16 protein-coding genes and 1 tRNA gene are annotated in these 21,620 nt (G+C 38.3%); 3 read left to right on the top strand and 14 right to left on the bottom strand.

Annotated features, from left to right (window positions below):
• Positions 1-162 precede the first annotated feature (162 nt).
• On the top strand, positions 163-1,131 hold the full coding sequence (locus PL_RS09195; RefSeq protein ID WP_052496317.1) for a GlxA family transcriptional regulator: 969 nt from the start codon (positions 163-165) through the stop codon (positions 1,129-1,131).
• A gap of 101 nt (positions 1,132-1,232) precedes the next feature.
• Here PL_RS09195 and PL_RS09190 read toward each other — a convergent pair whose 3' ends face one another.
• The 8 genes from PL_RS09190 to PL_RS09155 form a co-directional block, all read right to left on the bottom strand.
• Positions 1,233-2,861, bottom strand: coding sequence for a S8/S53 family peptidase (locus tag PL_RS09190; protein WP_041882563.1), 1,629 nt, complete (start codon positions 2,859-2,861; stop codon positions 1,233-1,235).
• A 274-nt stretch (positions 2,862-3,135) separates the two neighbouring features.
• Positions 3,136-4,227, bottom strand: a complete 1,092-nt coding sequence (aroC, locus tag PL_RS09185) for a chorismate synthase (protein WP_041882562.1) — start codon at positions 4,225-4,227, stop codon at positions 3,136-3,138.
• A gap of 63 nt (positions 4,228-4,290) precedes the next feature.
• Entirely contained in the window at positions 4,291-5,553 is a 1,263-nt protein-coding gene (gene aroA, locus PL_RS09180) for a 3-phosphoshikimate 1-carboxyvinyltransferase (RefSeq protein ID WP_041882561.1), read from the bottom strand.
• Positions 5,554-5,698: 145 nt separating this feature from the next.
• Positions 5,699-6,835, bottom strand: a complete 1,137-nt coding sequence (locus PL_RS09175; RefSeq protein WP_041882560.1) for a chorismate mutase — start codon at positions 6,833-6,835, stop codon at positions 5,699-5,701.
• Between the two features lie 64 nt (positions 6,836-6,899).
• Positions 6,900-7,733, bottom strand: coding sequence for a prephenate dehydratase (locus PL_RS09170; RefSeq protein WP_041882559.1), 834 nt, complete (start codon positions 7,731-7,733; stop codon positions 6,900-6,902).
• 327 nt (positions 7,734-8,060) lie between these two features.
• Positions 8,061-8,966 carry a sterol desaturase family protein gene (locus tag PL_RS09165; protein ID WP_041882558.1) on the bottom strand — a complete coding sequence of 302 codons (906 nt, stop codon included), beginning with the start codon at positions 8,964-8,966 and terminating at the stop codon, positions 8,061-8,063.
• Positions 8,956-10,023 carry a 3-dehydroquinate synthase gene (gene aroB, locus PL_RS09160; RefSeq protein WP_041882557.1) on the bottom strand — a complete coding sequence of 356 codons (1,068 nt, stop codon included), beginning with the start codon at positions 10,021-10,023 and terminating at the stop codon, positions 8,956-8,958. The genes PL_RS09165 and aroB overlap by 11 nt, the downstream gene beginning before the upstream one ends.
• Positions 10,023-10,229, bottom strand: a complete 207-nt coding sequence (locus PL_RS09155; RefSeq protein ID WP_041882555.1) for an RNA-binding S4 domain-containing protein — start codon at positions 10,227-10,229, stop codon at positions 10,023-10,025. The genes aroB and PL_RS09155 overlap by 1 nt, the downstream gene beginning before the upstream one ends.
• 95 nt (positions 10,230-10,324) lie before the next feature.
• Between PL_RS09155 and PL_RS09150 the strand changes: the two genes are divergently transcribed.
• On the top strand, positions 10,325-11,509 hold the full coding sequence (locus PL_RS09150) for a proline dehydrogenase family protein (RefSeq protein WP_200890742.1): 1,185 nt from the start codon (positions 10,325-10,327) through the stop codon (positions 11,507-11,509).
• A 314-nt stretch (positions 11,510-11,823) separates the two neighbouring features.
• Here the strand turns inward: PL_RS09150 and PL_RS09145 are convergent, their stop codons facing one another.
• The 3 genes from PL_RS09145 to PL_RS09135 form a co-directional block, all read right to left on the bottom strand.
• Complete coding sequence (locus PL_RS09145) at positions 11,824-13,332, bottom strand: catalase (RefSeq protein WP_041882553.1); 1,509 nt, start codon at positions 13,330-13,332, stop codon at positions 11,824-11,826.
• Between the two features lie 116 nt (positions 13,333-13,448).
• Positions 13,449-13,766 carry a DUF962 domain-containing protein gene (locus PL_RS09140; protein ID WP_041882551.1) on the bottom strand — a complete coding sequence of 106 codons (318 nt, stop codon included), beginning with the start codon at positions 13,764-13,766 and terminating at the stop codon, positions 13,449-13,451.
• Between the two features lie 18 nt (positions 13,767-13,784).
• Positions 13,785-14,423, bottom strand: a complete 639-nt coding sequence (locus tag PL_RS09135) for an HAD family hydrolase (RefSeq protein ID WP_200890741.1) — start codon at positions 14,421-14,423, stop codon at positions 13,785-13,787.
• 68 nt (positions 14,424-14,491) lie between these two features.
• Between PL_RS09135 and PL_RS09130 the strand changes: the two genes are divergently transcribed.
• Positions 14,492-14,565: transfer RNA gene (locus PL_RS09130), tRNA-Ile, on the top strand.
• 419 nt (positions 14,566-14,984) lie between these two features.
• On the opposite strand, the gene PL_RS09125 is transcribed toward PL_RS09130, so the two are convergent.
• From PL_RS09125 to PL_RS09115, 3 genes are all read right to left on the bottom strand, one after another.
• Positions 14,985-16,460 (bottom strand): recombinase family protein, encoded by a 1,476-nt coding sequence (locus PL_RS09125; RefSeq protein WP_041882547.1) that lies wholly within the window; start codon positions 16,458-16,460, stop codon positions 14,985-14,987.
• Between the two features lie 302 nt (positions 16,461-16,762).
• On the bottom strand, positions 16,763-18,448 hold the full coding sequence (locus tag PL_RS09120) for a hypothetical protein (RefSeq protein ID WP_348621503.1): 1,686 nt from the start codon (positions 18,446-18,448) through the stop codon (positions 16,763-16,765).
• A 112-nt stretch (positions 18,449-18,560) separates the two neighbouring features.
• Positions 18,561-21,524 carry a type I restriction enzyme HsdR N-terminal domain-containing protein gene (locus tag PL_RS09115; RefSeq protein WP_348621501.1) on the bottom strand — a complete coding sequence of 988 codons (2,964 nt, stop codon included), beginning with the start codon at positions 21,522-21,524 and terminating at the stop codon, positions 18,561-18,563.
• Positions 21,525-21,620 lie beyond the last annotated feature (96 nt).

The raw sequence follows: 21,620 nt of genomic DNA, 5'->3' as shown, positions 1-21,620 counted from the left end.
TATAATTAGAATACTGTTTTGTCAGAAAAACGTATAAAATAAAATGGTTTAGCACCAGTGTGTCAATCTGATTTTATGAGATAATTTGTCTTTAATTGACGGATAATTGTCATGACAGACAAATGCATTTAGTCCTACCTTTGCAGCATTAATAAGATGAAAATGGGGCAAAAGTTAATTGTTATAGTTGCAATTCCGGATTCTTTGTCGCTTGATCTGGTAGGTGCAGCAGATGTTTTTAGCTGTGCAAATGAATATAAAGGCGGAGCAGATAATTACAGGATAGTTATCGTATCAGCAATTTCGTCACTGGAAATGACCATGACCAACGGACTAGGTATTCATTGTTCATCGAGTATATATCAGCTTAAAGAAAAAATAGATACACTGATTATTGCAGGTTTCTCAGCTTGTCACCAATGGGATAAATTTCCTGAGCTGGTCAGCTGGCTAAAGCAGAATTCTTCTGTCATAAGGAGAGTAGCTTCAGTTTGTATTGGTGCATTTGTTCTGGCAGAAGCAGGATTATTAAATGGTAAAAAGGCAACTACGCACTGGAAAAACTGTAAAGAACTAAGTAGTAATTATGAGGATATTACTGTTGATCCCGATCCGATCTATGTGAAAGACGGAAACGTCTATACTTCTGCTGGTGCAACAGCAGGTATTGATCTGGCACTCGCTATGGTCGAAGAAGATTATGACCGTGATTTATCTCTGAAAATTGCCCGTACACTGGTATTGTATCTTCGCCGGCCGGGTAATCAGTCCCAGTTCAGTACCCTGTTATCACAGCAGCTATCCAGTAAAAAGCCTATAGAAAAACTACAGACCTGGATTGCCGGCCATTTGAAAGAAGATCTTTCTGTAGCTGTTTTAGCTGAGCGTCTGGCAATGAGCCCAAGAAACTTTGCCCGCGTTTTTACAGCAGAAACCGGCTTTACGCCAGCCCGCTATATAGAGAAATTGAGGGTTGAATCCAGCAGGCGTTATATTGAAGAAACCAGGCGATCTCTGGATGAGATTGCCGTTCTGTGCGGGTTTGGAAGCGCGGATACCATGAGAAAGGTCTTTTTGCGGAATCTTAAAATCAGTCCGTTTGATTATCGCAGTTTATTTGGAACAGGATAAAAGGGGATTGGCAATTAGCTTTCACCGGGCAAAAGCAACAAAAAAATAGTCCCGCACAAAGTGCCGGGACTATTCACTAAACAGAAATTTTTTTGTTCAGACTATGGTTGTACGGCCTTTAAAACATCTACGGGGCCATAACCCAGTTTCGAATCTTTGTTAGGATACAATTTCGCAGACTCTACCATTCTTTGTAAAACCTGTTTATCTGTCCATGTCGGGTGCGCAGACCATACCAGTGCTGCAATGCCTGCATTGATAGCTGTAGAGGCAGAGGAAGATCCTGAGAAGCCATATTTACCAGGTGTTTCCTGATAAACAGCTACAGCATTATTTACACCTGCTGAAGTTGCAGTAGTTGTGGTGAAATAAACTTTATCTCCTTCATGGCATTCTTTACAGCTAACCAGTTTTCCGCTGTCACTGTAATCAGTACCTGTAACAGCTACTGTTTCACTCATTGAAGCCGGGAAGATAACACCTACGCTTTTAGGAATATCGATCACGAAAAAGCCCAGATCAATTGGTTTAATAGAAGTTCCGGCAGCAGCAAAAATAAGTTTGCCCTTACCTTTGGCATATTTCACTGCATCAGAAAGAACAGACACTGTGAAGATCCAGCCATTAGACATCGAGATAATTTTCACGTTGGCATTATCTGCTAATGCAGTCAGGGCACTGGCTACTCCATTTTGTTGTTTTGAAGTCCATAAAGCTACAAAATCAGTTCCTCTGTAGCTAACCAGGTTACAGTTATAGGCAATTCCCACAGGAAGACTGGCTTTTTTGGGAGCTGCAATTAAAGAAGCCATGCCGGTACCATGACCAATGGTCATATCATCTTTAAGTGAATACACACCGTCATTTGTGCTGGAGCTACCTTTAAATGTACCAAATAGTGAGATTGATCTTCCGGAACCAAATTCCTGAGAAGTAAATGCCGTTTGTGACTGATAAACTCCGTTATCAATTAAACCAACAGTAATATCTTTTCCTGTACTTACTTTCCATGCGGCGGGGATATGCTGATCACCATAGCTTTTAGGGATCAGTGGCTCTCCATTGCCCTGAATAAACCAGCCCGGAAGTTCGGTAGGGTCACCACCGCCGGAGCTCAGGCTTTCTGTTGCGATAGCTGATCTGCTTTTCATCAGGTTTTTATTGTAGTTAGCAGGTTCCAGATAACGCACAGCTTTTGACTTGCGCAGTTCGCGAAGTGTACTCAGTTTACCTATTTTAATTACCATATTGGTCAGTACAGGACTTTCGTATTGCAATATGTCATTATATGCTTCTGTAGGAGCACCATTTGACGGAATTCCTTCGCCGGTTTTTACCTGTTGCAGCAGTTCTTTTTTAATTCCATCAATATTTACACCTGCTTTTCTGGCTTCAGATAAGCTGATATTAATCATTTGTGCTCCTTCGTTATAGCTTTCAGTGCTGGTATTGCTATTGGTTTGCGGGTTTCCATAACCCACGGCCAGTAAACTGTCACCATGCATAATAGCACTGAACAGTAATTCATCGCTTTGTTCCTGCCATTTAAAATCGCCGCTTTTTTGCAGGCTTGACTGGATAATCGCATTGATTTCCTGTACAGAATAAAGTTTGTCTTTCTGATTACCAGGAAGCTGAGTGTTGTTAGTCAGGTTATCCTTGCGACAGGCACCTAAAACAATTAATAATGTGGCGCATAAGATCGCCATGCTGTTTGTTTTGTTTTTCATAGATTTTTTTTTAAAATGGTAATGAAACTATCCTATGCCACCTGATTTTAGTCTTTCCGGTTTGTGCCGTCTGTCCTGGTTCATTGGTTCTGTTTAGTGGTGGTACATGATAATTCATAAGGTAGATCTGGTTTTGATTAATAGATGATTGTAAAATAGAAATTAAAATTCATTTAATTTAAATTAAAGTTGTTATTGTGAAAGAATTAACACAAAAAAAACACCCTGTTATTTTTTAGATAACAGGGTGTTTAAATGGACAGGTTTTAAATACTTATAACCTGCTTGTTTTATTTCTCAGTAACTGATCTGCCAGTACCAAAGCGGCCATCGCTTCCACAATCACTACTGCTCTGGGAACTACACAAGGATCATGTCTTCCTTTTCCTTTAATCTCTGCGGCTTCGCCTGCTGCATTAACTGTCTGCTGGTTATGCATGATTGTTGCTACAGGTTTAAAGGCTACAGTAAAGTTAATTTCCATACCATTAGAGATTCCTCCCTGTATACCACCAGAGAAATTGGTCAGTGTTTTTGGGGCATGCTCTCCGTCGGTCAGGAAGATATCATTATGTGCCGATCCTCTCATTTCACTTCCTGAAAAACCAGAACCGTACTCAAAACCATGTACAGCATTAATGCTTAACATCGCTTTGCCCAGGTCAGCATGTAGTTTATCAAAAACAGGTTCTCCCAGTCCCGGAGGGCAATTCTGAATAATACAGCTGATTTTTCCACCTACCGTATCACCGTCTTTTCTGACACTGTCGATAAACTCAATCATTTCATTTGCTGTAGCCGGATCTGCACAGCGCACGATATTTTCTTCCCGCTGCTCCAGTAATGAAGCAAGAGGTAAAGCTTCCAGGTTAGGTGCATTAATTGTACCAACAGCAGATACATGAGCAAAAATGCCAATACCATAATGCTGAAGCAGTAATTTTGCAATAGCACCTGCTGCTACCCGTGCAGCCGTTTCTCTGGCCGAAGAACGTCCGCCTCCGCGGTGATCACGGATGCCGTATTTGGCATCATAAGTATAATCAGCATGTGAAGGGCGGTACACCGTTTTATTATGTTCATAATCTTTGGAACGGTGATCTTCGTTCGGGATTAAAAGCGCGATAGGTGTGCCCGTGCTTTTTCCTTCAAAAGTTCCGGATAAGATTTGTACAGTATCACTTTCTTTACGCTGGGTAGTGATTTTGGATTGTCCCGGACGGCGTTTATCTAATTCTGACTGGATAAACTCCAGGTCAATCTGCAACCCGGCAGGGCAGCCATCTACGATAACGCCAATAGCCTCGCCATGTGATTCCCCGAAGGTTGATATCCTGAATAAGTGTCCGAAGGTATTCCCTGCCATGTTTTTAGTTTAATAATGAATGTATATTTAGGTTAAAAGCTGGTCTTAACCCACCTTTAAATATCAGGCTAATTCCTGAACTGTGAAACCTGCCTGCTGTAAATGTTTCCAGAAATCAGGATATGATTTCTCTACTACCTGGAAATCTTCAATTTCTACTTCTTTGATCAGCAGACTTAGCGGAGCAAATGCCATAGCCATTCTGTGATCATCATAAGTGGCGAAACTTACTTTCTCCGGGAAATTCAATCCTTCACAGTTTAAAGTATAGACTTCGTTTTCCTCATTTAAGCTCACCCCGATTTTAGCCAGCTCATTTTGTAAAGCCAGAATTCTGTTGGTTTCTTTAATTTTAAGCGTTTCCAGACCTGTGAAAGCAAGATTTAAACCTTTGGCAGCAGCACATACAATAATAGTTTGCGCCAGATCAGGACAGTCCTTTAAGTTTAGAATTTCTTTAGGTTGTGGTTCATTTTTACTGTCTGACAAAGCTATGCCATCTGCTGTCCTATGTGTTTTGACACCAAGGGCAACCATAATTTCCTGGATTTTGCTGTCTCCCTGTAAACTTTCCTCTTTCAGGTTAGGTAGCTCAATAGCTGCCTGGTCTGCCAGTGCAGCAATGCTGTACCAGTAAGAAGCTGCGCTCCAGTCGGGTTCAACAGTTAAGGTGGCCTGTGCGTATTGTTGCGGGCCAATATAGATATTGTTGCCTTTCCAGCTATGCGTAACTCCTGCTGAGGCTAACAGGGCCAGTGTCATTTCCACATAAGGTCTGGAAGTTAATCCGCCTTCAATATTCAATGAAAGACCAGCCAGCAGTTTTGGTGCTATAATCAGCAGGGCCGATAAATACTGGCTGCTTACATTTCCTTTGATAGAAACTTCAGCACGTACATTATTTAAGCCGCCATTGATTAACAGGGGAGGGAAACCTTCATTTTTAGCATAAGATACATCCGCACCCAGGCTTTTTAAAGCATCTACCAGTATCCCGATAGGACGCTCCTGCATTCTGGAAGAACCGGTAAGCAGAAATTGCTGAGGAATAGTAGACAGATAGGCTGTCAGAAAACGCATGGCAGTACCGGCATGGCCTACATCCACGGTTTTTCTTTCTTCTTCTTTTGTCTGATTCAGTTCGGTAAGAATTCTGTTTAAAGTTACTGTATCAGCAGCATCAGACAGGTTATTCACTTTAACCAGCCCTTTGCTGATTGCAGCAATAATCAAAGCTCTGTTGCTCTCACTTTTAGAACCCGTCAGGTTAATGGTAGCCTGGATATCCTTTTGTCCCGTAAAGGAAACAACGGCATTATTTTTCATGAATATTCTATTGTTTTTTCGTGGTGTTTAAGTTCTTAATGGTTCTCAGGAACAAACGAGGTTTTAACAGTAATGAAGCTATCATTTTGACTGCAGTATTTCCGGGAGCCTCTCCCTGAAGAAAAGGCTCCCCGAAATAAAATGATTAAGATTTTACGGTTGCTGAAGCTTCAAGAATTTCTTCTTCAGTTTTGCCTTCATTCATAATCTCAGTCTGTTTTCTGATTGATTCACCATGAACCAGTTCTAAAAACTTCTCTGTAAAGCTAAGATCTAATTTAAGTGCTTTAGCAAATGCAGTTCCTTTTTTAAGGATCTCATCCCATCGGTTAACCTGAAGGATAGTTACTTTACTATCTCTTTTGTACTGACCGATTTTTTCAACGATAGCCATACGCTCACTTAATTTTTGCAGCATGACATCATCAATTTTATCGATCTGTTTACGTAATTCAGCTAATTTATCAGCAAAAGCTTCGTTGTTTGACTCAGGGTCACGTACACTTAATTTAGCAACCAGTTCTTCCAGAGCAGCCGGAGTAACCTGTTGTTTTGCATCAGTCCATGCTACAGATGGATCAATATGTGACTCAATCATTAATCCCTGCATATCAAGATCCAGTGCTTTCTGAGAAATGTATGGAATCAGTTCACGGTTTCCGCAGATATGTGAAGGGTCATTGATGATAGGTAATTCAGGACAAAGTGTTTTCAGCTGAATAGCCAGTTCCCACATTGGTTCATTACGGAAAGAGCTTTTTTCGTATGAAGAGAAACCACGGTGAATAGCACCCAGTTTAGTAATTCCTGCGTTGTTGATACGTTCTAAAGCACCAATCCATAAAGAAATATCAGGATTTACAGGGTTTTTAACCAATACAGGGATATCTACACCTTTTAAAGCGTCAGCAATTTCCTGTACCGTGAAAGGGTTAGCTGTAGATCTTGCACCAATCCACAGGATATCTACGCCAGCTGCCAGTGCTTCTTCAACATGTTTTGCATTAGCTACCTCTACTGCTGTAGGTAATCCGGTTTCAGCTTTTGCTTTTTTCAACCATTCCAGACCAATGCTGCCGATTCCTTCAAATTCTCCCGGACGGGTACGTGGTTTCCAGATTCCTGCTCTTAATACAGAAACTTTGCCGGTTGCAGCTAATAAATGTGCAGTAGATAACAGTTGATCTTCAGTTTCTGCGCTACATGGTCCAGAGATGATTAGCGGCTCGTTTTTTACGTTGATCCAGCTCTCTAATGGCTGAATGTTTAAATTTAATTTCATGATGAGGGGGATTTTTTAATGTGGTTATATGTTAAATATTTTATGCTGATTAATCAGGTGTTTATCAGACGATGTCGTTTTTCAGATATTCGCCCATAATGTTAAAGTTTACAGTGTATTTCAACGCTTTACGAATAGCGATGTCATATTTTTCGTTCTCTGACCATTCCATGTCCACATAGAAATAATACTCATTTCTTTTGCCCAAAACAGGCATGGACTGGATCTTGCTTAAGTTCACATTTTGCTCAGCGAAGATGTGAAGTACTTTGGATAATGCGCCTACATGGTTACCTACCTGGAAACAGATGGAAGCCTTATTAATATCAGTCAAATCTTCAGTTTTATCGTTTTTAAGAATCAGGAAACGGGTAAAGTTCTTTTTGTTGGATTCAATTCTTCTTTCGATGATATTCAAACCATAAAGCTCTGCAGCCAGTGTGTTCGCAATAGCAACAGTATCAGTTAATTGCTCATCTCTGATTTTTTTTGCACAGGCAGCGGTATCAATACTTTCCACTACTTTCAAATGAGGAAATTCATCAAAAAAATCAATGCACTGACGGATCGCGATAGGGTGTGAAGTCACATATTTCACGTCCTCCAGTTTTACACCAGGTAAGGCCATTAAGTGTAATTGTATCGGCAGATAAACTTCGCCGGTTACAGCAAAATTGTATTCTCTGATTAAAGTGTAGTTGGGTAAAAGACTACCGGCAATCGAGTTTTCAATAGCCATAACTACATAATCAACTTCTTTAGCCTCAAGTACTTCACATGTCTGTTTAAAGGAATTGCATTCAACAGTTTTAATGTCGTTACCAAAGAATTTGAAAGCAGCTTCTTCATGAAATGAGGCTTTTATACCTTGTATGGCTACTCTTGTTACTTTTTTCATTTTTATAATCTCCTGCGTTAATTTTTGCTTTAAACAAAAAAAGTCCCGGCAGCATGCCGGGACTTTTCATATACAATTTATGTTGTTTCTTTTGATTGCATATCAGTCCCGGCTCTTACTAAAGTAGTAAAAGTAGCTAAACCAATATGTAGTGATGTTTCTCATTTTTTCTATAGTGGATCCCTTAAACGGTGTCCTGTATTTTTGTTATTTGTTTTTTTCAAATGTAGCAACAAAATTTAATTTGTCAAATTTAATTTAAAAAAAATTATTTATTGTGCCTTAGCACTGTTGTATAGCCCTGCAGAACAATAAAGGGGGCGATTTTTAACTTGCTTTCTGGTGCTGCTCAGCCTCTTTGAGTTCCTGCTGCATCACTTTAGCAACCTGTGTGCTCCCGTCATGACTCCATCCCGGAGGGTTAAACATATACCTGAGTTTATTCATTAAACCCGGCGCACGTTTCATATCGGCCGTCATGGCTTTAAATTCATGGAACACGATATTGACTGGTCCGGTATCTTCGGGCTGATGAGTAAGACCATAAACAATCTTATCTTCAGGCAGTTCTTCCTGGAAAGTGCCAAACATACGATCCCAGATAATTAAGACCATACCCATGTTTTTATCCAGGTAACGGATATTACTGGCATGATGTACCCGGTGATGCGAAGGGGTAACCAGAAAATACTCTATAACCGGGTGTAACTTCCCAACGGCCTGTGTATGTACCATATTACCATACAGCTGGGTAACCAGGTAGGCAAAAAGTATGTCTATAGCTGAGAAGCCCATAAAGGCCAGTGGCAAATAAAAGAACACGCGGTAAAGCGGTTCAAAAACAGTTGAACGGAATCCCGTGGTCAGGTTAAACAGGGGAGACGAGTGATGCGTGACGTGCATCGCCCAGAAAAACCTGATATAATGACCTGAGGTGTGCAATATCCAGTATAACAAATCCTGTGCAAGAACCAGTACCACCCAGTAAACGAAAATATTTTTGATTTCGAATAACCGGAACTGGTAGCAGTAATCCAGCAAAAAAAACGTAGCTGTTTTTGTAGATAAATTTATTAAAAAGGCCAGGCCCATCAGGTACACGTTAGTCCATGTATCTTTTTTAGCATATAACTTCCTGTCATGCATGTAGCTGATATACATTTCAACGAGTGAAACGACAATCAGCAATGCGAACAACAGGGATAAGGTTATATTTCTAGGATCATTTAGCATAAGTTAAATTGTAATATTCCAAACTTTCGACGATGTCGCTTTCTGAAACCCTACAGTTATAGGTGCATTTTCCAATGCTTTGCAATAAGGAGAACAGCACATGGCCGTGTTCATTTTTTTTATCGCTCTGCATGTATACAGAAAGTGGGGCGAACGATTTTTCTTTAATATGATAAGCAGGATATACACTGGAGATATACTGGCGTATTTCTTCCAGTTCTTCTGCCGTAAGCGTACTGTTTTTATGAGAAAGATAAGCTTCACAGATCATGCCTATAGCAATTGCTTCACCATGGGTCAGTGGTTTTTTATCTTTAGTCAATGAATAACTTTCTACAGCATGACCGATGGTATGACCAAAATTAAGGATTTTGCGTAAACCCTTTTCGTGCGGATCGGTGGTTACAACTTCATTTTTGATCTCTACAGAGCGGTATATGGCAGCAGTTGTAATGTTTTTATAGTCTGCTTCTTTTAATTGATGATAGTATTCCTGATCAGTGATTAATCCGTGTTTGATCATTTCAGCAAATCCTGAAAGCAGTTCACGCTCCGGTACAGTTTTCAGGAACTCAGCTTCGATAAATACAGCCTGAGGTAAACTGAAAGTGCCAACCATGTTTTTAACATTATCGACGTCAATACCAGTTTTTCCACCCACAGAAGCATCAACCTGAGACAGTAAAGTAGTGGGGATATTGATGAAATCCACTCCGCGTTTATAGGTAGAGGCTACAAAACCGCCCATATCTGTAATCACACCACCGCCTAAATTAATAACCAGACATTTACGGTCTGCTCCAAAATCGAGTAGGGTTTTCCAGATACCGATACAAAAGTCAATGTTTTTGTTCTCTTCACCTGGATCAGTCTCGATCAGGTCAAATCCGTTGAAATCATCCAGCATTTCTCTGAATACAGGCAAACAGAATTCGGCTGTATTGATATCTGCAAAAACAAATACATTGCTGTATTTTCCTTTTTCGATAATTTCTGCCAGCGGCGCTAACCTGGTATCAAAATATATATTGTGACCAGCACTTTCCAGTTTATTCATTATACTATTTTAATTTGCTGGCCCATAAAATCAACATGGTCACCGATACGTACTTTTAAACGTTTCCGGTAATCTACATTGCCATTATATTTAACCAGACCGTCTTCAACTACAGTTTGTGCTTCGCCGCCACTTTGAACAAGTCCGGTAGCTTTCAGCAAAGAAATAAGGGGAATAAATTCGCCTTCTAATTTAAATTCTATCATTGTTCTGCAAATTTACAATTATTTATAAAGGGTTTTGCAAATGATAGTCCCGGAATTTATATTTTTGCGTCCGTTTGACTAATACATCACTCCAAATGCAAGTATCCCCAGGGAAAAAACTAAATTTTGACAATACGGAGATCGCTTTTCGTAGTAAATCGAAATCAGAACTAAACAGCGCGTACTGGTTATTCAAAATAATGAGTAGCAATTTTTTGACTCAGGTAGGCCCACCTGTGACAAATCTATTTTTAAACATCGGATTACCGATTCAGGGGATTATCAAATCTACCATTTTCAAGCAGTTTTGCGGTGGCGAAACTATTGCAGAATGTGAACATACTGTCGCCCAGCTGGCCGATGGAAAAGTAGGTACCATCCTGGATTATTCTGTAGAGGGGGAAGAAGAGGAACATGTGTTTGATTTTACCTGTGCCGAAATTATCAGAACGATAGATCGTGCGGCAGGTGATAAACGTATTCCAATCACCGTTTTTAAAGTTACAGGTATCGGACGTTTTGCTTTACTGGAAAAACTGGATGCCAGGCAGGAGCTTACTGCCGAAGAGCAGAAAGAGTTTGAAAGAGTAAAACACCGTTGTGAGCGTATTTGCAGAACAGCATTTGAAAAAGATGTGCCTGTGATGATTGATGCAGAAGAGACCTGGATTCAGGATACTATTGATGCATTGGCTCTGGACATGATGATGTCGTTTAATCAGAAAAAACTGATCGTTTACAATACTTATCAGTTATACCGTCATGATAAACTTGCTCATTTAAAAGCTGATCATCTGGTAGCAGCTAAAGCAGGATTTATTATCGGCGCAAAGATTGTTCGTGGGGCTTACATGGAAAAGGAACGTAAAAGGGCTGCCGAAAAAGGTTATCCTTCACCGATCCAGCCGGATAAGGAAACTACGGACAGGGATTACAATGAAGCGATTACTTATTGCGTGGATCATATCGAACAGATTGGTGTGGTTTGTGGTACGCATAATGAAACCAGCTGCAGAGTTCTGGCAGAATTGCTTGATTCCCGTCAGATTGATCATAACCATCCGCATGTTTATTTTGCGCAGTTACTGGGTATGAGTGATAACCTGAGTTTCAACTTATCTGATGCAGGATATAATGTAGCTAAATATGTGCCTTACGGACCTGTGAAGGCTGTTATGCCTTATCTGTTCAGACGTGCTCAGGAAAACACCTCAGTTGCCGGTCAGACCAGCAGAGAGCTTGATCTGATTGCAAGAGAAAAACAGAGAAGACGTATTTAAGCATCTGGATATATGAAACCGCCTTGTATTTTCTTACAAGGCGGTTTTTTTGTTTAATAGATCTGCTTAGGTGGGAGTGTCGGAGATAAGTCGAACAAGGGTAAGTGATCGGAGTTGAGAAGGGGTTGATAAGGCCCTGGGCCTTATCAACCCCTTCTCAACTCCGATCTTAAACACTACTTGTAGCTTGCTGCGACTTATCTCCGGTCTGTCACGAAGAATCTTTGGCTGACGCATAAAAAAATCCCTGTTTAACTTAATAAACAGGGATTTAGAAAAAAAACTAATTCATATATTTCCGGGCTATTCGCTGGCTAGTGTTTCTGCTGTTGCATAGCCTGATTGGCGTCAATGCCTAATCCGCTTGCAATCGCCATGCCTAAGCCAATATCAGCTCTGAACCAATGACACAGTTGCAGATTGATAATTTGCTCTCTTCTAGGCCCGCTAATGCCGCTCATTGCACCAACAATATTGCTGATCAGATTTTTGCGGTCACTTTCACTTAATACCTTACGATATAAATCGCCTGGTTGTGTATAGTGGTCATTATCGCCTTCGCCTTCATTTCTGTCATACCAGTCAGCGATGTTAGAGTCTAATTCCCAGGCTGGTTCTTTGTAGCTTTCGTCAGGAATTACATCGCCAAAACTGTTTGGATAGTAGTTTGGTTCTTCATTTCCGTTGTCATCCACACGCATTTGTCCGTCACGGTGGTAATTGTTAACCATAAAAGGACATGCATTTACAGGGATCTGCTCGTAGTTTACCCCTAAACGGTGACGATGTGCATCAGCATAGGATAAGATACGCCCCTGAAGCATTTTATCAGGCGAGAAGCCAATTCCGTCAATCAGGTTAGAAGGGGCGAAAGCTGCCTGTTCCACATGCGCAAAATAGTTTCTTGGTACCTGGTTTAATTCGATTTCACCTACTTCGATCAGCGGGAATTCGGCATGTGGCCATACTTTAGAAAGGTCAAAAGGATTCCATCTGAAGGTTTTAGCTTCTTCTTCGGTCATGACCTGGATTTTCATGGTCCATTTCGGGAAGTCTTTGTTATCGATAGCTTCAACTAAATCACGTTGTGAATGATCCATGTCCTGTGCACGCATCGCATCAGCTTCAGGTCCTGTGAAGTTTTTAATTCCCTGCTGGGTTTTAAAGTGGAATTTAACCCATACACGCTCGTTATCTGCGTTGATCATAGAGTAGGTATGGCTGCCAAAGCCGTCCATATGACGATAAGAGAACGGTGTACCTCTGTCCGTCATCAGGATCATAACCTGGTGAAGACTTTCCGGGTTCAGCGACCAGAAATCCCACATCATCGTAGGGCTTTTCAGATTGGTTCTTGGTTCGCGTTTTTGGGTATGAATGAAATCGCTGAACTTTTTAGGGTCCTTGATAAAGAAAATAGGGGTATTGTTACCTACTAAATCCCAGTTTCCATCTTCTGTATAAAATTTAAGTGCAAAGCCTCTTGGATCTCTTTCAGAGTCGGCACTTCCTTTTTCACCACCTACAGTGGAGAAGCGTAAAAACATTTTACAGGTATTGCCGATTTTATTAAAGATTTTCGCCTTTGTATACTTTGATATATCATGGGTAACGGTCAATGTGCCATACGCACCAGTTCCTTTGGCGTGTACCACTCTTTCGGGGATACGCTCACGGTTAAAGTGAGCCATTTTCTCATGTAAGACAAAGTCTTGTAATAATAAAGGACCTCTTCTGCCTACTGACTGGGTATTCTCATGCTCAGTGTAAGGTCTGCCGGATGCAGTTGTTAATTTGCGCGTTGGTTTTTTCGTTTCTTCCATGGTTATTTCATTTTGCTCTTATAAAAGTAGATAGTATTATCATCGTATCCCAACACCTAATTTCTATATCGATATAGAGGTTATCTATCGGAGTCTATAAGTATTATCAATATCAGCTATTTAACTTTGAAAGGTTGTCTGCCCATAATCAGGTCGCCAAATAATAAAAAGTCGCTTGCCAGGCTGAACAAGGGGTATTTAAAGGTAGCAGGTTTGTTTTTCTCAAAAAAGAAGTGTCCGGTCCATGCGAATCCGTATCCGACAACTGGTATTAAAGCAAAGAAAACAAAGTCATGAAACAGCATGGCAGTAATAAAGCACAGGCCGATCAGGGCTGTACCTGCGAAATGTAATATCCTGTTAGTGGTGTTCTGGTGTTCCTGCAGGTAAAACGGGTAAAATTCTTTTAGGGTTTTGTATTTATGATCTTCCATTTGCTGATGATTTTTAAGCTATACCAACAAGCCTTTACTTTTCAGGAAGGCTCCCAGATTTTCTGGTTTTTCTGTCATTAATAAGGTTTGTAATCCTGCTTTCTTAGCACCTTCAAGGTGGCCGGGGGTATCATCTATAAATAACGTCTCTGCAGGGTTAAGATTGTTCTCTCTGATGACCTGTTCATATATTTCTACGTGTGGTTTACGCAGCTTCATGAAATGGGAGTAGTAAGAGTTTTCAAAAAACGAATCGTTATTTTCCAGCTGATGTTCTTTTTTCAGATAATCGATGATATAGTCATAGTGAATCTGGTTGTTATTGCTTAGCAGGAAAGTTCTGTAGTTTTTCTTTATTTCCAGCAGTACCTGATGTGTACCTGGCTGTACACCGATGAGTAAACTGTTCCATGCGGCATCAATTTGTGCATCTGTAAGGGCAGAATTCTGTGCAATTTCTCTGATTCCGTCTCTGAATTGGGCCGGTGTGATTAATCCTGTCTCTAAATCATTAAATAAATTATGATGTCCTGTATGTCCGAAAAATGTTTCAATATTCGGTATACCTAATTGTTTCAGAGAGTTTTGAGTGATTCTGAAGTCAATTGCAAAGATGACGTTTCCGTAATCGAAGATTATATTTTTGATTTTTTGCATGAAAGTATTTTTAATATTCGATACAAATATGTAACATTGCACTCGCAAAATCTAATACAGATTTACGCGGGCCATTAGCTCAGTTGGTTAGAGTAGAAGACTCATAATCTTTTGGTCGATGGTTCGAGCCCATCATGGCCCACTTAAGGAGATAGTCAATTTTGATTATCTCCTTTTTTATTCTTTGTATTTGATTGTAAATCAACGCTTTGAATGTCTTATTTGTGGTGTGAAAAGCGGTTCGAGAATTTTAATATTTATTCTGCCTTATACTTATTCCTTGATATAAGTTACTCAAAATGGTAACAGGAGTATATTATTTGTTCAAAATCCTGTTATGGTCACACGTTGCTCCAGTTTTATCGTTGCTGGTAAGGTTATAAGTTTTCGCTATAACGTATAAAAAGTCCAGTATTACCTTTGCTTGATCTTTATCTGTCTGGATGCCATTCTGTTTTAAAATGGTTATAGCCTGATTAAGAGAAACCTTTTTCTCGGAAAATGCTTTTGGATTTTTAATTTGTAAATGGTTCATCTTTTAAACTGCTTAATTTGAAGAAATTATGTGCTTTTCTGATGAAGAATGATTGGCAACAAAGCAGGGTCTATTTCCAAAACGTTAAGATTTCCTGTGATGGCATTTATTGATGATGGGCGGAAAAGATTAATGATATATCTTTTCCCTTCAATGTCTTGGTTTTTATAGGAAAATAAAATATCGTAGTCATTGTAAGCCAATTCATTTTCCGAGTTGATTTCGTTATTCTTTATCTTTTCGTCGGTCATATCCAACCTCTCATTTATTGATGCCAGTTTTTCCTTTTGTTCTTTCTTTAAACTAGTAAAATCCTCATGGTCGATTTTATCGTCAATAAACAGCTTCCTTACTTTTGATAGGAATAATTCTTCTTTCTCGACTTCATTTAATATGGACTTACGGTGCTGCAACAGGCTCTTCCGAACCGTAAGTATATTTTCATCTTCCAAGATGAGTCTAAAAAGTTTAACCGCTGCAGGGGAGATCCATATATTTTTTAGTTGTTTTTCGTAAGTGGCTTCCAACACTTCTGCCTTAAACCGACCTCGGCATTTAGCTGTGCAGCAGTGGTAATAACGATATTTTGCATGTCTTCCTTGCGATATGCTACCGGATAATCTACGGTTACAATAAGGACAGGTCAAGAAACCTCTTAAAGGGAATACAGATTTTAAGCTCTCTTTTTTGCCTCGTTCTCTACGTTTGCTAAGAATCATGGCTTGTACATTCTTGAATAGCTCCTCAGAAATAAGAGGTTCATGAATTCCTTTTATGAGTTGCATATCTTCATTGTTGGTTGCAGATAAGGTTACGAATCCGCAATAAACAGGATTGTGAATCAATCGCCAAAAGTTATTCCTTTTGCAGATAAATCCATTTAAGTAGGCCATTTTATTAACTTTATTTATCGAATATCCACCAGTTGCCATTTGCTTGAAGGACCATTTAATATGATTGGCTTCAGGCTGTTTTGGCACAATGATTTTTTTTCCATCAGAGGTTGTCATGTTGATATAACCTATGGGAGCCTTTGAGGGCCATCGTCCAAGCTTCCTTGCTCTGCGCATCCCGTCAGAAGTGTTTTTTCCACGTCTGCTGTTTTCAGCTTCTGGGATGGATAAATAAACGGCGAGCATAACGATACTTTCAGGGATATCAAAATCAATCGGTTGGTCGATTGCCATGGCTTGAATATTCAGATCCCTTAGTATGCCAAGCATTTGGTAAGCGTATTGGATATTTCGGCTAAAACGGTCCCACTTTAGGAACAGAATATTTTCTGAAAGTTTATTTTCATTCTTTTTGATCGTTTTAATAAGTTTTTTCCACTCCGGGCGATTGAAATCCTTAGCTGAATAATCTTCCCGGAATATTCCTACTACTTGAATATTGTTGATTTCGCAGTGTTGGAGAAGGCGATCTTCCTGTTCAATGAGAGAGTAGCCATGACGCATTTGCTCATCGGTACTTACCCTGACGTAAATGTAAGCTGATTTCATAATGATAAAATTGGATTATGTCTAAAATAAGCTATTTGAAAACTTTGGTAGGTACTTTTTGGTTTTTACTACTTGGTTGTAGACACTAGTTATTTTATGGTTATTGTGCTAGCAAACTTACAAAAGTGGGTTGGATTGATTTTTTCAGAAATGATGACACATATTCTGGAAGGATATTTTGATATCTTGTTGCTAGTGAGTATTTAAAAACACAAGGAATTGGTATTTGAAAAGGTATTACCAGAGCAGTTTTATAGATCAAGAAAAACCTTGTTTTTTGGTAACTGATTCCATATGCTGTCTTAGTTTACTTTGGCATTTCGCTTAAATTCGGAAATTATGTCCATAAAATCTTTTGGGGGAGGGACTCTTTTTTTTATTTTTTTACCGAGGTAGTGTTTAATGAACTCATCAAAAGGAAAGTTGGCGGATATTGCATTATTTTTAGATATATATTCGATGTAAGCGTTAATGCAGGTGGCCAGTTTGAGTTGACTGCTAGCAAAGTAATCCTGTAATTGTATGAGCGTATCAATATTTATAAGAACAACTTTTTTGATGAGATGAATTGGTATTTCTGTATTCGTGAGTAAATTACTGAAACGTTCGTTAATAAAGTTGTTAACTCCATATGCCTCGAGCGTTAGATCTGTATGTACTAAAATTGGGTAGATCATGGTTTTTGCAGGGTCAGTTTCATCAATCATCTTATCCCTGTAGATTCCTTTTTTAAAACAGATGATGTTGTTAACCAACTGATTGATTCCTTTGTTTTGTCCGGATGCTGTTTTCTCTAGTTTGTCTATAATGGCGGCTTTTATCTTTGTTAAGTCATTAGAATATTTAACTTCCCAGCTCATCAATAGATCTTTAAATTCAAAAATAAATACCTTTGAGCCCTCTCGGATATAATAGTCTGGTTCAGAATCTTTCAATATTTTTTTTAGCTCTTTTCCATTAAGTTTGGTATGGCCATACTTATTGAAGCAGTTACTCATGACCTTATAAAAAAGAATAGTCTCAGAGAAATGCTCCCCCATATGTGACTTTAAACTCCCAACACTGATTTTTGCTTGGCTTGCAAAGTCAAAAAGAAAACTTTGGTAAAACTTGTCTACAAAAAGGCGATAATCTAAATATAGAAATTGATTGTCAGTCAGTTTAAATAAAGGAAACTGCCGAAGTGGGAGTAGGTCTGGATGAATTTCTTTTATATTGCTGTTAATTGACAGATTGTTGTAAAAACTCATATATTGCTCATCGCCGGCTATTTGCACTTTAGTAGTTACCTCTTCATTCAGTGTCAAAAGGAACATCTGATCCAAAACCCGCCAAAGATAATTTCCATAAGTTTTTATTTTAAGGGCATTTAAAAAGTTTGTCAGGTAAGTAGAATATTTCGCATCCTGTTCACAAAATTTAAAAAAGTAATAAACTTTCAAGAACTGTACCTTATAGTCTCTATGGGTGCTTAGATCAATATTTTTAAAATGAATAGGTAAAATATAGTCTGCAAACTGCTCCACACTGCCTGATCGGTCCCAATTGAAGATGCTTTCTTGGTCTGCGTTTACTTTCGTATTGAAATAAAGTAAACATTTAAACAACATGGAGTGATCTTTTGCTTTCAATTCCTCGTTTGTACCTTCACAGTAAACTAGGATATGCTGAAGTAGATTGAGGCATGCTTTTCGATCCAGAAGCTGAAATGACGAATCTCCAGTCAATTTATTTTCCCTTTGAGCAAAATCTACAATTAATGATTGTTCAGTTTTATCCATTTGCATCATCCATGAAAAAAGCTGAGTGGACTGAAATCTGATGTCTGATCGTTTTCTTCGGTTATGTGCGTGAAGGATAACACTAATTAGTTCCAACGCAGGTTTACGAGGTAAGACTTTAAGGCTTTTTACCAAGTTGAATTGCTCTTCCCCATATAGGGTTCCGAAAGCAAGTAGATATTGCCGGGAGATTTCGACGTTTTTCATGCCCACGTAGAAATAAAGACTGTGTACAAGTACCTTTTTAGTTTTTTATACATGAAGATGCTTTTTGAACCCAAATCAATATTTTTAGTTTGTAGGTTTCCATATTAAAGTTCTAAATATACTCTTTGTGTTCTTTAAAAATTCCCCTCATATCATCTTTAAGTAACTTGTAAACCCAATTCCTAATTACACAAAATTCGTCGACTTTCGGTGTGTTAATTTTATCTATTGTCTTTATATCATTATGATAATCACTACGAAGTAATTTGTCAAGTGAAAATCCTCGCAATATCGATATTCCATCTTCTTTAAATGCGTGTTCGATTGTAATATCGCCCTTGAAATTAAATTTTGTCTGGCCATCTTTTGACGAACGATAACCAAATGAGCCCCATTTTGAAACATCTGAATCTTTCATATAAAAAAAGTACTCGTGAGGCAAGGAGTTAAAAAAGGACAATTCATTCTTAAATGTTGGAAAAAGGTATTCAACAAAATCCTTGTAACAAATCTCCAAATGTTTGAAGAAAGATTCGATATAAAATTTCGCTTGGTCTTCAGTGTATTGAAAACATCTGATTTTCCGAATATCTCTTATGTTATTTTGCTGGTAAAAATTCTTTGCTTCCATTACCGATTTGTCAGGATATGGCAAATGATGCTTCTCTAACTTATGGATTCCTTTTTTTTGTAGTATGCCAACGATCTTAGACAGCTCTTCAAAAGGTGGAAAGTCTCCAGTAATGTTCAGTGTAGGTATATCAAGATTGTTTTTGACTGCATCTTCCACTCTTAGGTCAATAGTGCTTGATGGAATGCTGTAGTCTAATCTTCTATAGTACTCGTAGGCTCTAAATCTATATATTCTTTTTTGTAAATCTTGTAAATCAATCGGATAGATTAATTCGAATCTGGGCATGTACAAATCATCTATCCTGTCATTATATCCTAGTTGTTTTTGATAATAATAAATTATTAAGGACACTTGTTCCATTATCAATATTTCAGAATTGTATGCGCTAAGCTTGCCTTTTTGAATTATATCTTTTAATTGTTTGAAAATCTGTTTTTTAACAGCTTTACCTTGATCAGCTACCAAGAGTGAGTAATTACTTCCATAAACAGTGTAAGCTCCAATCTCATACATTCGACTATTCCAGTATTCACCTGAAAAGGCATCTTCAAGATGTTTATGTAATATTTTTTCAGATGCTGCAGATTTTAACGGAAATAAAGCATAACCATCCTTTTTTATCAGATCAACTGGCAACGCAATGCCAATTTCACCATCTGTTTTCGGAAGAAACAGCTTCTTTGAATTTTTAAAGTTTTCTTCCAGATAGGAATTGTAGCTGTTTACGTACGCAAGGGCCTTGTCTTTTTTGTATTTTATCAACGTATACTTATGGCTTTCAGTTGCATTCTCCAAGTAAAACTCAATAGCACTTTGGCCGATGTAATTGCTGTAGAAATCGTCAAGTATTTTATAAAATTCATTGTCGCCAAGTTGGTCTAATTTATAAGAATGAAAGCATATAACGTAATCCCGAATTTTAGAATAATAGAAAGAGATATTATAAGAATCCTCCTTGTTCGATTTTGTAAGTATATTTCTAGCAAATAGATCCTCGGGCAACGTTTCATTTAAAGAAAAATTCAGGTTTTCTAGCAATGTCTCAATTTCTAACCCATCATCATTGAATGCATCCCATTCACTGTATTTATGATTGATTAATATTATACCTATTTTTGAAAGAATTCTCATACCCGTTTGGAAATCAATCTTTGTTTTTTCAAACGATTGCTTCAAATATGACTTTATTAGGTCCTTGTCATCGATTTTTTCAGGTATGAGTTTATGACTGTAGACTTCACTAAATATTCTCAAGAAGAAACCGTTTCTTAATTCTTTTAAAAGGTTTTCGGAAATTTCACCCTTGAAACCAAAAGCATTTCTATATAAAGGGACTATCCCAGTTAACTCTTGTTCAGTGAAATCCTTCAGTAAAAATCCAGGATTGTTATCGAGACTTCCAATTGGCTGATGAAACTTATTCAACTCTTCAAATAAGTGCGTATGTGTACCACTTACAGTTAGAATATTTTTCCAAATATTGGATTTACAACTGATGCAGACTTTAACCTTATTTAAATTTCTTGTTGCAACAGCAAGCTCGCTTAATTCAAGTGAAATATTCGTATTGACACTTTCATCTATTGCATCTATAAATAAGAAAACATTTTTATTTAAAAATCGTCCCAATTCATCGAGTTTCTTCAGAACACTATTGCTTTCACTTTTACTGGAAAAAACACCATTTAAGTCCTGTGCGATATGCTCCAATGGTGATTTATTGATAATTGCTGCATTGTAGAAGAACACAAAGCTGTTTTCCAAGCTTTGAAGTGCCAATGAACACATTGTATTTGTTTTTCCAACCCCGGCTGTTCCAACTATGGCAAAAAAAGACCCGTCAGAATCAACAAAGCTATTGAAGGAAGACTGCAAGTTTTTTCTTTGAACAAACAGATCTATTACAAATTTAGAAGTCGGATCACCAATATTACCAACAATTGGTCCCATTCTATCCTGGACCTGGTTCCCACAGAATATCTTCAAATTTTCGTCTGAAAAAGAAATAAAGTTTTTTAGTGCTTCGTACCTTATTCGTAATTCTTCGTCTGTCGAGAGCATATAACCATTTTTCCAAAAATCTGAGTGTTCGGAAATTTTCTTACCAGTAAGATCAACTCTCGAAATTGAGTCAAATATCTTTGTTGTTTTTCCGTTTGTAATTATCGTAAACGGTGCGATATCATCGATTAGTGCCCTGGCATAAGAAATTCCTTGATCTATGTCTTTTTGTAAGATATCAACAGAATCCTTTTTCAGTTCTATGATGAAGAGATTTTTACCATTTCTTCTACAAAGCACATCGGATCTGCCATTGATTATGTGTTCAGTCTTTCCAAGTCTAATTGAAAATGATTTTTCCAATGAAATCTCAGAAAGATCAAAACCAAGCTCATTTAAGAAAGGTAAAATTAGTTTTCCTCTAATTTCTTCTTCATTCATTAATATCATCTACGATCGCTTTTAGTATCCAGTGGTGACTTCAAAAATACAAATACTTATTGTGAGTTATAAATAAGGGGCATTTTGAGTTTGAGA

It is taken from the genome of Pedobacter lusitanus (genome assembly GCF_040026395.1).
Classification (GTDB): Bacteria; Bacteroidota; Bacteroidia; order Sphingobacteriales; family Sphingobacteriaceae; genus Pedobacter; species Pedobacter lusitanus.
This window is presented reverse-complemented; position numbering and strand designations above follow the sequence as displayed.

Coding starts and splice junctions, on each gene's coding strand:
- PL_RS09175 (WP_041882560.1), bottom strand. CDS start 6,835: ATGAAATTAAATTTAAACATTCAGCCATTAGAGAGCTGGATCAACGTA.
- aroB (WP_041882557.1), bottom strand. CDS start 10,023: ATGAATAAACTGGAAAGTGCTGGTCACAATATATATTTTGATACCAGG.
- aroA (WP_041882561.1), bottom strand. CDS start 5,553: ATGAAAAATAATGCCGTTGTTTCCTTTACGGGACAAAAGGATATCCAG.
- PL_RS09115 (WP_348621501.1), bottom strand. CDS start 21,524: ATGAATGAAGAAGAAATTAGAGGAAAACTAATTTTACCTTTCTTAAAT.
- PL_RS09140 (WP_041882551.1), bottom strand. CDS start 13,766: ATGGAAGATCATAAATACAAAACCCTAAAAGAATTTTACCCGTTTTAC.
- PL_RS09145 (WP_041882553.1), bottom strand. CDS start 13,332: ATGGAAGAAACGAAAAAACCAACGCGCAAATTAACAACTGCATCCGGC.
- PL_RS09150 (WP_200890742.1), top strand. CDS start 10,325: ATGCAAGTATCCCCAGGGAAAAAACTAAATTTTGACAATACGGAGATC.
- PL_RS09120 (WP_348621503.1), bottom strand. CDS start 18,448: ATGAAAAACGTCGAAATCTCCCGGCAATATCTACTTGCTTTCGGAACC.
- PL_RS09135 (WP_200890741.1), bottom strand. CDS start 14,423: ATGCAAAAAATCAAAAATATAATCTTCGATTACGGAAACGTCATCTTT.
- PL_RS09190 (WP_041882563.1), bottom strand. CDS start 2,861: ATGAAAAACAAAACAAACAGCATGGCGATCTTATGCGCCACATTATTA.
- aroC (WP_041882562.1), bottom strand. CDS start 4,227: ATGGCAGGGAATACCTTCGGACACTTATTCAGGATATCAACCTTCGGG.
- PL_RS09170 (WP_041882559.1), bottom strand. CDS start 7,733: ATGAAAAAAGTAACAAGAGTAGCCATACAAGGTATAAAAGCCTCATTT.
- PL_RS09165 (WP_041882558.1), bottom strand. CDS start 8,966: ATGCTAAATGATCCTAGAAATATAACCTTATCCCTGTTGTTCGCATTG.
- PL_RS09125 (WP_041882547.1), bottom strand. CDS start 16,460: ATGAAATCAGCTTACATTTACGTCAGGGTAAGTACCGATGAGCAAATG.
- PL_RS09155 (WP_041882555.1), bottom strand. CDS start 10,229: ATGATAGAATTTAAATTAGAAGGCGAATTTATTCCCCTTATTTCTTTG.
- PL_RS09195 (WP_052496317.1), top strand. CDS start 163: ATGGGGCAAAAGTTAATTGTTATAGTTGCAATTCCGGATTCTTTGTCG.